Source organism: Terrihabitans rhizophilus, assembly GCF_033898525.1.
Lineage (GTDB): Bacteria > Pseudomonadota > Alphaproteobacteria > Rhizobiales > Methylopilaceae > Flaviflagellibacter > Flaviflagellibacter rhizophilus.
Genome location: NZ_JAXAFJ010000002.1, coordinates 609703 through 621746, shown reverse-complemented (window position 1 = coordinate 621746; position 12044 = coordinate 609703). Strand labels below are relative to the sequence as shown.

At 66.0% G+C, this 12044-nt stretch carries 9 protein-coding genes; 6 read left to right on the top strand and 3 right to left on the bottom strand.

Annotation, left to right across the window (positions count from 1 at the left end; translation table 11 throughout):
• On the top strand, positions 1-628 hold a 628-nt coding region (gene ybgF / locus SCD90_RS06565), incomplete at its 5' end, for a tol-pal system protein YbgF (RefSeq protein WP_319843824.1).
• A gap of 60 nt (positions 629-688) precedes the next feature.
• On the opposite strand, the gene mdoH is transcribed toward ybgF, so the two are convergent.
• Both mdoH and SCD90_RS06555 read right to left on the bottom strand, forming a co-directional pair.
• A complete protein-coding gene (gene mdoH, locus SCD90_RS06560) occupies positions 689-2851 on the bottom strand; it encodes a glucans biosynthesis glucosyltransferase MdoH (protein WP_319843823.1) in 2163 nt (720 codons plus the stop codon).
• Entirely contained in the window at positions 2839-4365 is a 1527-nt protein-coding gene (locus SCD90_RS06555; protein ID WP_319843822.1) for an OpgD/OpgG family glucan biosynthesis protein, read from the bottom strand. The genes mdoH and SCD90_RS06555 overlap by 13 nt, the downstream gene beginning before the upstream one ends.
• A gap of 224 nt (positions 4366-4589) precedes the next feature.
• On the opposite strand from SCD90_RS06555, the gene tilS reads away from it, so the two are divergent.
• The 4 genes from tilS to SCD90_RS06535 all read left to right on the top strand — a co-directional run bounded on the left by tilS (position 4590) and on the right by SCD90_RS06535 (position 10226).
• Complete coding sequence (tilS, locus tag SCD90_RS06550) at positions 4590-5612, top strand: tRNA lysidine(34) synthetase TilS (RefSeq protein ID WP_319843821.1); 1023 nt, start codon at positions 4590-4592, stop codon at positions 5610-5612.
• Between the two features lie 118 nt (positions 5613-5730).
• Complete coding sequence (gene ftsH / locus SCD90_RS06545; RefSeq protein ID WP_319843820.1) at positions 5731-7647, top strand: ATP-dependent zinc metalloprotease FtsH; 1917 nt, start codon at positions 5731-5733, stop codon at positions 7645-7647.
• A 309-nt stretch (positions 7648-7956) separates the two neighbouring features.
• On the top strand, positions 7957-9300 hold the full coding sequence (gene glmM / locus SCD90_RS06540; protein ID WP_319843819.1) for a phosphoglucosamine mutase: 1344 nt from the start codon (positions 7957-7959) through the stop codon (positions 9298-9300).
• Positions 9301-9443: 143 nt separating this feature from the next.
• Entirely contained in the window at positions 9444-10226 is a 783-nt protein-coding gene (locus tag SCD90_RS06535) for an outer membrane protein (RefSeq protein ID WP_319843818.1), read from the top strand.
• A gap of 64 nt (positions 10227-10290) precedes the next feature.
• Here the strand turns inward: SCD90_RS06535 and SCD90_RS06530 are convergent, their stop codons facing one another.
• On the bottom strand, positions 10291-10722 hold the full coding sequence (locus SCD90_RS06530; protein ID WP_319843817.1) for a GlcG/HbpS family heme-binding protein: 432 nt from the start codon (positions 10720-10722) through the stop codon (positions 10291-10293).
• Positions 10723-10870: 148 nt separating this feature from the next.
• Between SCD90_RS06530 and SCD90_RS06525 the strand changes: the two genes are divergently transcribed.
• On the top strand, positions 10871-12040 hold the full coding sequence (locus SCD90_RS06525; protein WP_319843816.1) for a zinc-dependent alcohol dehydrogenase: 1170 nt from the start codon (positions 10871-10873) through the stop codon (positions 12038-12040).
• Positions 12041-12044: the final 4 nt, after the last annotated feature.

Genomic DNA, 12044 nt, shown 5'->3' with positions numbered 1-12044 from the left:
CGGTTCACTCCGCGCGCCGGGCAACAGCTCGGCCGACACGACGCGCGGGGCACCCGGCCCGCAGAATCTCGGGGGACTGCCGAGCGGCCCGACCGCCGGACCGGTGACGGGGCAGCCCGGCCCTTTGGTGCGACCTGAAGCCGGGGCGCCCATGGTCATCGCGCCCGAGTTCGGCGGCGGCACGCAGGCAGGCGGCCCGCCTCCAGCGTCAGCGCAGGCGGCGGCACGAGGCGGCTCCATGACGGCGAGCGGCAGCGCGGAAGAGGAATATGCGTTGGGCCAGGGCTTCCTCCAGCGCAAGGACTACGAGTTCGCCGAAACGCAATTCAGCAATTTCGTCAGTCAGTTCCCGAAGGATCCGCGCACGCCGGATGCACTCTACGGTCTGGGCGAGAGCTATTACCAGCGCCAGCGCCACAGCGACGCCATAGAGCCCTTCCTGAAGGTGGTCTCGGAATATCCGCAGTCGCCGCGCGCATCCGACAGCATGCTGCGGCTGGGACAGACGCTCGGCGCAATCAACGAGAAGGAACAGGCCTGCGCCACGCTGCTGGAACTGAGCCGGAAATATCCGCGCTCCGCCGCCAAGCAGCAGGGCGACCGGGAGCAGCAGCGCCTGAAGTGCTGATGCCTTCGAACACGGCGTGAGGATTGAGGAAGCCGGGCACGACGCCCGGCTTTTTCGTGCCTAGCGGCGGGCGATGGCCAGCAACTGGTCCAGCCCACGCGGATCGCCGAGCAGGGCGCCGAGTTCGCGCGGCTCAAGATCGCCGAGCACGACCTCCATGGGCTCATCCGCGACGTCCTCCAGCTTTGCGAGGCCGACCACGAGATGGGCGTCCACGCCGCCGCTGCGGCGGCGTGGACGCGCCGGCAGCATGGAACGGTGGGCGCCGAGAAGCTCCGGATCGGCCAGAAGCCTCTGCACGGCGCCGGTGTCGGTCTCATCGACCTGGAGATCCTTCGTGATCGCACGGGCGCGGGCAACTACCGGCGGCGGGCTCGTCTCCTCGGGAATCAGGAACAGGCCGATGCGGCGTGCGCCGATGCCGATGCTGCGCCATGCCGTGAGGGCTGCCAGCGGGATGGCGAGCACCATGCCGAGGATGACAGGCGTCATCCACAGGAACAGCGAAGGCGCCACCTCGTATGCGCCCCATGCGGTGAGGATGCCGAAGGCGGTGTGCCACGCGTAGCGGTGCACGATGTCGCTGAACGGGATGGAGCCGTCGTCACGGCGCTGCGGCTTCCAGCCGGCGTCGCGCCCGATCAGGATGTCGAACACCGCGACCGACTGGATCAGCATCATGACGGGCGCGATGAGGCCCGTGATCAGCGTTTCGAGGATCATGCTGAAGAACGCGCGTATGGCGCCGCCGCAACCCTTGCGGTCCTCCGGCCGTGTCAGCAGCGCGATGTAAGCCAGGAACTTCGGCAGCAGCAGGATGGCCATGGTGCCGCCGAACACCCAGGCGGCGCGCACAGGGTCCTGCGCGGGCCAGCTCGGGAACAGGGACATTTCGTCGCCGAAATATTGCGGCGGGACGAAGCGCGCCTGCAGCGCGATGAGGACGCCCGAGAGAAGGAACGCGAACCAGAGCGGCGCGGTGATGTAGGAGCCGATGCCGACGAGCAGGTGAAGGCGGCTGACGGGATGCAGGCCGCGGGCCGGGAGCACTGCCATGTGCTGCAGATTGCCCTGGCACCAGCGCCGGTCGCGCGCCGCGACATCGGTGAGGGAGGGCGGGCTCTCCTCATAGCTGCCCTGAAGACCGGCGACCATGTGCACCGCCCAGCCGGCGCGGCGCATGAGCGCCGCTTCGATGAAGTCGTGGCTCAGAATGTGGCCGCCGAACGGTGACCGGCCCTTCATGTGCGGCAATCCGGCCTGCTCCGCGAAGGCGCGGGTGCGGATGACGGCGTTGTGGCCCCAGTAATTGCCCTCCGACCCATGCCACCATGCGATGCCGTGCGCGATCAGGGGGCCATAGACGCGACCGGCGAACTGCTGGAGGCGCGCGAACAGGGTGGAGCCGTTGATGATGACGGGCAGGGTCTGGATCAGGCCGACATCCGGGTTTTCCTCGATGCCGGCGGACAGGCGCACGATGGCATCGGCGGTCATGACGCTGTCGGCGTCGAAGATGATGAACTGCTGGTAGGCGGCACCGAAGCGGCGCACCCAGTCCGAAATGTTCCCGGCCTTGCGCTCCACGTTCTTGAAGCGGCGGCGATAGAAGATGCGGGTCTCGCCGCCCGTGCGCTGGCGCAGCGCGAGGAAGGCCGCTTCCTCCGCGATCCAGACCTCGGCGTCCGTGGTGTCGCTGAGGATGAAGAAGTCAAAATGGTCGAGCCGCCCGCTGGCCTCGAGATCCTCATAGACCGCCTGAAGGCCGGCCATGATCCGCGTGGGATCCTCGTTGTAGATCGGCATCAGCAGGGCCGTGCGCTGGCGGAGTTCCGGCAGCGGGCGCGTCGGATCGATGCCGAGCTTCCAGCCGTTGCGGAACAGCAGCGAGATGAAACCCGGCAGGCTGCTGCACAGCGAGAACGCGATCCACGCGAACAGCAGGACGAACAGGATGAGGACGAACCATTCGGGGATGGTCATCCCCGCCACGTTCAGCACGCGGAACATCTCGTTGGCGCCCACGGCCGTGATGGCAAGCGTCGGCAGGAAGATGGCGGCGCGGCGCATGAAGCTGAAAGCCGGCTGCGAGGCCGGCCTTCCACCGCTGGGCGGCTTCTTGAACAATGACTGCACCGGCATTGCGAGCGGTGCTTCATCCGGCAGCGCCCTGAAACGCTCCTGAGCCTGGAGCGCCGCCGGAGCCGTCACTATTTCGTCCATCGATAGACCCAGACCTCGGAGACCGGCTCGTCACCCCGCATGACGACCGCGCGCAATTCGATGACGGGATTGTCATCCGGGATCAACTGGAAGCTGACCCTCCAGCCACCTTTTTCCGGATTGGTCTGCAGCACCGGATGCTCGATCTTGCCGGCGCTGGACGTGACGTCCACGCGGATGTCCGTGATGGGCGTGCTCTCGGTCTTCTGGCCCGCCACGTCGATGACGAAGATACGGCGGTTTTCACCGAAATTGCCGGAGCTGGTCCGCACCATGCGGGCTTGCTCCGGCGTGTCCGTCGGTGCAGCGCCGCACCAGTGCAGGCGATAATTGTAAAGGTACTCGCCGCCCTTCTGCAGGGCGTAGCGCGGGCGCCAGAACGCAACGATGTTGTCGTGGATCTCACCCTGCGTCGGGATTTCGATGAGGTGGACGCCGCCTTCGCCCCAATCGCCGATCGGCTCGATCCAGAGGCTGGGCCGCTTCTCGTACTTGGCCTCGATGTCCTCGTAGTCCGAGAATTGACGCTGACGCTGCATGAGGCCGAAGCCGCGCGGGTTCACGTCGCCGAAGACGCTGACCTGAAGCTGCTGGGGATTCGTGAGCGGGCGCCAGATGCGCTCGCCACGTCCGTTGTAGATGGCCAGCCCATCCGAATCGTGGACGCCCGGACGAAAGTCGTCGATGCCTTCGCGGTCGTTCGCATCGAAGTAGAACATGGACGTCAGCGGCGCGAGGCCCGCCTGGTTGATGTCGACGCGCGGATAGATCGCCATCTCGACGTCGAAAAGGGTGGTCTCGCCCGGGCGGATGGTAAAGCGGTAGGCCGCCGCGGCGCTCTCGCTGTCCAGCACCGCGTGGACGACGATGGACGAGGTGCCGGGCTGCGGGCGTTCCAGCCAGAAGCTGCGGAAGGTGGGGAATTCCTCGCCGGCTGCGTCGGCCGTCTTGATGGCAAGGCCACGTGCCGAGAGGCCGTAGGTCTGGCCCTTGGCCACCGCGCGGAAATAGCTGGCCCCCTGGAAGACCGTCATCTCATCGAAGTAATCGGGGCGGTTGATCGGGCTGTGCAGGCGGAAGCCCGAGAAGCCGAGATTGGCGTCCGGTGCCGGCGGCTTCACGCGCCCAAAGGTGAACTGCTCCGGCGAATACAGGACGGGCCGGCTCTGCCCCTCGGAAACCACGAAGATCTCCACGCGGTTGCTGTAGAGAAAGCCGCGATGGAAGAACTGCGCCTGGAAGGGCAGGTTTTCGCCACGCCAAAGCGCCCTGTCCGGAAGGAAGCGAAGGTCGCGGTAGAGGTCGTAGGAGAGATCGCGGAAGTCTTCCGGCAGGCGGGTATCGGGTGCCTGGTACGGCTTCGACGCGAGATCACGTGCAATCTGGCGAACCTGGGCCGCCGAGAACGGCACGGCATCTCCCGTCTGTGCCAGCGGAACCTGCGCCAGCTGGTACAGAAGACCGGAGGCGAAAGGCAGGGCAGCAGCCCCGAGCAGGAGATCGCGACGACGCAACGAGGTGTCTTTCCGAAAAGTGCTGAACACGTGGGATCGCGCGGGCCATCGCCGACGGGCGAATCACCGCATCTACAATGTGGGGAAGGGCTACCAGTTCCCCTTAACTGCAGGGTTAATTGTTTCCAGTTGCAAATATGTTCCAGAGCGGAATTGTACATGCATCCTGTGACATTCAGAGGGTGTGGCCCGAGGGCGCGGCGGGGTTGGGATCTGACAACGGGATGATCACGATTGGCCCCCAATCACGGCCCCTTGATGGCGCGGAAACAGACCTCCTGATGCGGCCTTTCGCCCCTGTCGAGGGATTGCTGGCGGCGGTGTCCGGCGGCGCCGATTCCATGGCGCTTCTCGTGCTGCTCTCCGACTGGGCGCACAGGCAAGACGTTCCGATGATCGCCGCCACGGTGGACCATGGCCTGCGGCCGGAGAGCCGGGCCGAGGCCGGAACAGTGGCCGCCACATGCGGCCGCCTGGGCGTGGAGCACATGGTGCTGGACTGGACCGGCGCGAAGCCGGAAACCCGGATCGAGGAGCAGGCGCGGACCGCGCGCTACGGCCTCCTGACCGATCTCGCCCGCCGGCGCGGGATGTCACATCTTGCAACCGGACACACCATGGACGACCAGGCGGAAACCGTCCTCCTGCGCCTTGCGGCCGGCTCGGGACTGACGGGGCTTGCCGCCATGCGCGACGAGGTTCCGCGCAGCGGCATCCGCCATGTCCGTCCCTTCCTCAACGTGCCGAAGAACCGCCTTGTCGCCACGCTGGAGGCGGGGGGATTCGACTGGCACGAGGATCCCAGCAATTGCGACGTCCGCTTTGCGAGGGCACGGCTGCGGCAGTCGCGCGCCGTGCTGGAGCGCGAGGGGCTGAGCGCCGGGAGGCTGGCCGTGCTGGCGCGCCGCGTGGCGCGAGCCGAGAACGCGCTGGCATGGGCTGCCGAGGAAGCCTGGGCTCGATGCGCCGCGCTGGGGCAAGGGCGGATCGAGCTGGATCGCGCGGCCCTGCTCGAATTGCCGGAAGAGATCGCGCTCAGGCTGCTCGTGCGGGCCCTCGATGAAGCCGGCGGCGGCGCGGCGATCAGGCTGGCGCGAGCCGAAGCGCTGTTCGAGGCCGTGCTGGGCGCGCTGCGCGCGCGCCGCTCGCTCGCAAGGACGCTTGCCGGCTGCGCGGTGAGGGTGGGATCGGGGCCGGTGCGTATCGAGCGCGCGCCACCGCGTTCCCGCCGGGTGCCGCAGGGTTGAAGAAGAGCGCGCCGCAGCGTCTCTTCGCACCTTGGCAATGCAAAACGGGCCCCTTACATTGCATCCGGGGTCTGCGCTCTTCTTGCGACTTGCGATGCGCCGGCCTGAAAGGCTCAGGATGAACCCGAATTACCGGAATTTTGCCCTTTGGGTCATCATCGTCATGCTGCTGCTTGCGTTGTTCACCCTGTTCCAGGGGCCGAGCGACCGCACCGCTGCGAACGAGATTTCGTTCAGCCAGCTGCTGACGGAGGTGGATAACCAGCGGGTGCGCGACGTGCTGATCGAGGGGCCGAACATCTCCGGCACCTATGTCGATGGACGCACGTTCAAGACCTACTCTCCGAACGATCCCTCGCTGGTCGAGCGGCTTTATACCAAGGGTGTGACCGTGACGGCGCGTGCGCCGCAGGACTCGATGCCCTGGTTCCTGGCGCTGCTGCTGAACTGGCTGCCCTTCGTGGCGCTGATCGGCGTGTGGGTGTTCCTGTCCCGGCAGATGCAGGGCGGGGCCGGCAAGGCCATGGGCTTCGGCAAGTCAAAGGCCAAGCTGCTGACCGAGGCCCATGGCCGCGTGACGTTCGAGGACGTGGCCGGCATCGACGAGGCCAAGGAAGACCTGTCGGAGATCGTGGAATTCCTGCGCGATCCGCAGAAGTTCCAGCGTCTCGGCGGCCGCATCCCGCGCGGCGTTCTGCTCGTCGGCCCTCCCGGCACGGGTAAGACCCTGACCGCACGTGCGGTCGCGGGCGAGGCAAGCGTTCCGTTCTTCACTATTTCGGGCTCCGACTTCGTCGAGATGTTCGTGGGCGTCGGCGCCAGCCGCGTGCGCGACATGTTCGAGCAGGCCAAGAAGAACGCGCCCTGCATCATCTTCATCGACGAAATCGACGCAGTCGGCCGCCACCGCGGCGCCGGCCTCGGCGGTGGCAATGATGAGCGTGAGCAGACCCTGAACCAGCTCCTTGTGGAGATGGACGGCTTCGAGGCGAACGAAGGCATCATCATCATCGCCGCGACGAACCGTCCCGATGTGCTGGACCCCGCGCTGCTGCGTCCTGGCCGCTTCGACCGCCAGGTCGTGGTGCCGAATCCGGACGTTCTCGGCCGCGAGAAGATCCTGAAGGTCCACGCCCGCAAGGTGCCGCTGGCGCCGGACGTGAACCTGAAGACGGTGGCCCGCGGCACGCCCGGCTTCTCGGGTGCTGACCTGATGAACCTCGTCAACGAGGCAGCGCTGATGGCGGCCCGCCGCTCCAAGCGCATGGTCACGCATGCCGAGTTCGAGGACGCCAAGGACAAGATCATGATGGGTGCCGAGCGCAAGACGCTCGTCATGACCGAGCAGGAGAAGATCCTGACCGCGTATCACGAGGGCGGTCACGCCATCGTGGCCCTGAACGTCCCCGCGACCGATCCTGTCCACAAGGCCACGATCATTCCGCGCGGACGTGCGCTCGGCATGGTCATGCAGCTGCCGGAGCGGGACAAGCTGTCCATGTCCTACGAGCAGATGACCTCGCGCCTCGCCATCCTCATGGGCGGCCGCGTGGCGGAGGAGATCACCTTCGGCCCCGACAAGGTGACCTCGGGTGCATCCTCCGACATCCAGCAGGCGACCAAGCTCGCCCGCGCGATGGTGACGCAGTGGGGCTTCTCCGACCAGCTCGGCACCGTGATGTACGGCGACCAGCAGGAAGAGGTGTTCCTCGGGTATTCCATGGGCAAGCAGCCCACGGTTTCCGAGGAGACCGCCCGCAAGATCGACGCCGAAGTGCGCCGTCTTGTGGAGGAGGGCTACGCCACGGCGCGCACCATCCTGACGGAGAAGAACGACCAGCTGGAGGCGCTGTCGCAGGGCCTGCTCGAATACGAGACGCTCAGCGGCGACGAGATCATCGGCCTGCTCGCCGGCAAGCCGCCGGTGCGCGAGGATGCCGACACTCCGCCGACCCCGCGTGGGTCAGCCGTGCCGACGACCGGCCGCACCCGCCCCCGCAACGATCCGGGCCTGGAGCCGCAGCCGCAGGCTTGATCGTCCGCGCACAAAGAACAGGAAGAGCCCGGCCATCGTGCCGGGCTTTTTCATGCGTGGTGCCGCGTGAGAGAGCTTGGCTGCACGTCCGAGGGTATGGGTTCCGGCCTTCGCCGGAACGCCCGGGGAGTGTTCCGGCAGAGGCGGGGACCCATACGCCTTGACGTGGCGGCTCCGGGCTCGCCTCCACTGCAAGCCTGGAACAGGCTCAGCCTCGCCGCGCTGTAATCTTCGCTCACCATTTTTGAACGAAGGCGGACGCAATCTGCGATAGAAGCAGCGATCCGTTCGCGAAGGGCAGGGTTGGAGATGACGCGCAAATATTTCGGCACTGACGGCATCCGGGGCCGCGCGAACCAGGTCATCACTCCGGACCTGGCCCTGAAGGTCGGCATGGCAGCCGGGCTGATCTTCAGCCGTGGCGACCACCGCCACCGCGTCGTGATCGGCAAGGACACACGCCTGTCCGGCTACATGATCGAGAACGCCATGGTGGCGGGCTTCACCTCGGTCGGCATGGACGTGCTGCTGCTTGGCCCGATGCCGACGCCGGCCGTCGCCATGCTGACGCGCTCCATGCGCTGCGACATCGGCGTGATGATCTCGGCCTCGCACAATCCCTATGACGACAACGGCATCAAGCTGTTCGGCCCGGACGGCGTGAAGCTGTCCGACGATGTCGAGGCCGAGATCGAGGCGCTCATGGACGCCGATCTCTCGCCGAAGCTTGCCGCGTCCGGCGATCTTGGCCGCGCCCGCCGAATCGAGGGCGTGCACGACCGCTACATCGAGTTCGCCAAGCGCACCCTTTCCCGGGACATGTCGCTCGACGGTGTTCGCGTCGTGCTCGATTGCGCGAACGGCGCCGGCTACAAGGTGGCCCCCGAGGCCCTGTGGGAACTGGGTGCAGAGGTCATCAGCATCGGCGTCGAGCCGAACGGCTTCAACATCAACAAGGATGTGGGCTCCACCGCTCCGACGGCCCTGATCCAGAAGGTGCACGAGGTGCGTGCCGATGTCGGCATCGCGTTGGACGGTGACGCCGACCGCCTCATCATGGTGGACGAGAAGGGCCGCCTGGTCGACGGCGACCAGCTGATGGCCGTGGTGGCGGAAAGCTGGGCGGAGGAGGGGCGCCTTTCGCGCCCCGGCATCGTGGCCAGCGTGATGTCCAATCTGGGACTGGAGCGGTTCCTCAACGGCATCGGGCTGGAACTGAAGCGCACGGCCGTTGGCGACCGCTACGTGGCCGAGGCCATGCGCGAGGGCGGCTACAATGTCGGCGGCGAGCAGTCCGGCCACATCATCATGTCGGACTACACGACCACGGGCGACGGCCTGCTGGCCGCTCTCCAGATCCTTGCCGTGGTCAAGAAGAAGGACCGGCCGATCTCCGAGGTGTGCCGCCGCTTCGAGCCGCTGCCGCAGATCCTGAAGAATGTCCGCTACCGCTCGGGCAAGCCGCTCGAGCAGCAGGGCGTGATGAGCGCCATCGCGTCGGCGCGCGAGCAGCTGGGCGCGGGCGGGCGGCTGGTGATCCGTCCATCCGGCACCGAGCCGGTGATCCGCGTAATGGCCGAGGGTGACGATCCCGAGCTCGTGGCGAAGGTGGTCAACGACGTGGTGGGTGCGGTGACCGAGGCGGCGGCCTGAGCGCCTGCCGCCGAACATGGTAAAAAAAGCATCCGATGGTTGCACAGGCCGTTAAGGTTAAGCAGCCATTAAGCAATGTGCCCCATCTTCTCCTCATTCGCGGCCGGCTTGAGCCCGGTTCAACGAGATGAGGGGACGGGCACATGCTGAACCACAAGACCTTTGCACTGCTTCTGCTTGGCTCCACGGCGTTGCTGCCGGGCGCTTCCTTCGCAGCCGACATGCCCGACTTCGTCGAGCCGGCGGTCGTCGAGGTCAAGCAGTTCGGCGGATGGTATCTGCGCGGTGACGTCGGCATCACCAACCAGCGCGTGGACGAGTTCACGTCTCCGCTCTTCGAGACGGGCGATTTCGCGGTTACGGAATCCGACTTCGATGCTTCGGCATTCCTGGGCTTCGGCGTCGGTTACCGCATCAACAAGCAGTTCCGCGTGGACGTGACGGGCGAGTACCGCTTCGAGAGCGAGTTCAACGGGCTCGACAATTATGCCGACGAGGATCTGCCGGGCGGTCTGGGCATCAACGACTACGACGGCAACAAGACCGAGTGGGTTGCCCTCGTGAACGGCTATTTCGACCTGCCGACCTACGGCATCATGACGCCGTTCATCGGCGCGGGTGTCGGCGCTGCCCGCGTCGAGATCAACGATTTCACGGACTTCAACCCGGCAGTCCCCGGAACGGCCCTTGGCCTGAGTGGCGACACGGACACCTGGAACTTTGCCTGGGCGCTGTATGCCGGCCTTGCCTTCGAAGTCACTCCTCAGTGGACCTTCGAGGTGGCGTATCGCTACCTGAACCTGGGCGATGCGGAGACCGAGGACCTAGTGACTCCCGAGGGTGCGAACCCGAGCTTCAACCCTTATTCCTTCAACGACCTGACCTCGCACGATGTGAAGATGGCGGTTCGCTACAACTTCAACTGATCGCGACTTCAGCAAGGATCAGATGCCCGGCCATAGAGCCGGGCATCTTTGTTTCTGGAAAGCTTCAGGCGCCCGGATCGCCGACGAAGCCGGCGGCTTCGATGCCGGCCATGGCGGCTGCCTCGTCATTGTCGGAGACGTCGCCCGAGATGCCCACGGCACCAACCAGCGCTCCGTCTCCATCACGAACGAGCACGCCGCCTGGGAAGAAGATGGCCGGGCCGGTGACGGTGTGTGCGGCGGACAGGAAGAAGCGGCGCGCTTCCGGGTAGTTGAACACGGTGCGGGTGCCGAGCCCCAGTGCGATGGCACCATTGGCCTTGCCATACGCCATCTCGTAGCGCTTGAGGCTGCCGCCGTCCTGCGTGATGGCGGCGCGCACGGAACCGCGCGCGTCCAGCACCACGATCCCGAGCGGCTTCAGGCCTTTGTCCTGCGCATAGGCGGCGGCGGCATCCACGATGGTGCGGGCGGCGGCAAGGTTTAGATCCGTCATTTCTGGTCCCTGTGCGATGGCGCACACTTGGCGCCGGGTGGGGGCGGCAGGGGGGAACAAGTCCCGCATCTGCCGCGTAGATGGAGGTGAACCGATAAGCGGTGTCTCACGTCCCCACGTACGCCGCAATCCACGCCGGGAGACCGCCATGCGCGCACTGACCTATCACGGGAAACAGGATATCCGCTGCGAGAACGTGCCTGATCCGACGATCGAGGATGGCCGCGACGCCATCATCAAGGTCAGTTCCTGCGCGATCTGCGGATCGGACCTCCACCTCTATGACGGGTTCGTGCCGGGCATGCAGACCGGCGACATCATGGGCCATGAGTTCATGGGCGAGGTGATGGAGGTCGGCAAGGACAACAAGAAGCTGAAGGTCGGCGACCGCGTGGTGGTGCCCTTCACCATCTGCTGCGGCGAGTGCTGGCAGTGCAAGCGCGGCAACTGGTCCGTTTGCGAGCGCTCCAACCGCAAGAAGGAGCTGGGCGACACAGCCTTCGGCCACAGCACGGCCGGCCTGTTCGGCTATTCGCACCTTACAGGCGGCTATGCCGGTGGGCAGGCTGAGTATGTGCGCGTGCCTTACGCCGATGTGTCGCCCATCGTGATCCCGGACGGCATGACCGACGAGCAGGTTCTGTTCCTCGGCGACATCTTCACCACCGGCTGGATGGCCGCCGTGCATTGCGACATCGAGCCGACCGACTGGGTGGGCATCTGGGGCGCGGGTCCGGTCGGGCAGTTCTGTATCCGCAGTGCCTTCCTGCTGGGCGCCGAGAAGGTCTTCGTCGTCGACAACGTGCCGGAGCGTCTCGCCATGGCGAAGGCGGCGGGTGCGATCACCATCAATTTCGACGAGGAAAGCGTCCTTGAGCGCATCGGCGAACTGACGGGCGGCAAGGGCCCGGAGAAGTGCATCGACGCCGTTGGCCTTGAGGCCCATGCGACGCGGTCGCTCGATTCCGTCTACGACCGCGTGAAGCAGGCCGTGATGTTGGAAAGCGACCGTCCGCACGTGCTGCGCGAGATCCTCTATGTCTGCCGTCCGGCGGGCATCGTCTCGATCCCCGGTGTTTATGGCGGGCTGGCCGACAAGATCCCGCTTGGCGCGATGATGAACAAGGGCCTGACCATCCGCACCGGCCAGACCCATGTGAATCGCTACAGCCAGGACCTGCTGCGCCGCATCCAGGAAGGCCAGATCGATCCCAGCTTCGTCATCACGCACACCGTCTCCATGGAAGAAGGCCCGGGAATGTACAAGACGTTCCGGGACAAGGAGGACGGGTGCATCAAGGTCGTCATCAAGCCGTGAGGGT

Coding starts and splice junctions, on each gene's coding strand:
- mdoH (WP_319843823.1), bottom strand. CDS start 2,851: ATGGACGAAATAGTGACGGCTCCGGCGGCGCTCCAGGCTCAGGAGCGT.
- tilS (WP_319843821.1), top strand. CDS start 4,590: ATGATCACGATTGGCCCCCAATCACGGCCCCTTGATGGCGCGGAAACA.
- ftsH (WP_319843820.1), top strand. CDS start 5,731: ATGAACCCGAATTACCGGAATTTTGCCCTTTGGGTCATCATCGTCATG.
- glmM (WP_319843819.1), top strand. CDS start 7,957: ATGACGCGCAAATATTTCGGCACTGACGGCATCCGGGGCCGCGCGAAC.
- SCD90_RS06535 (WP_319843818.1), top strand. CDS start 9,444: ATGCTGAACCACAAGACCTTTGCACTGCTTCTGCTTGGCTCCACGGCG.
- SCD90_RS06530 (WP_319843817.1), bottom strand. CDS start 10,722: ATGACGGATCTAAACCTTGCCGCCGCCCGCACCATCGTGGATGCCGCC.
- SCD90_RS06525 (WP_319843816.1), top strand. CDS start 10,871: ATGCGCGCACTGACCTATCACGGGAAACAGGATATCCGCTGCGAGAAC.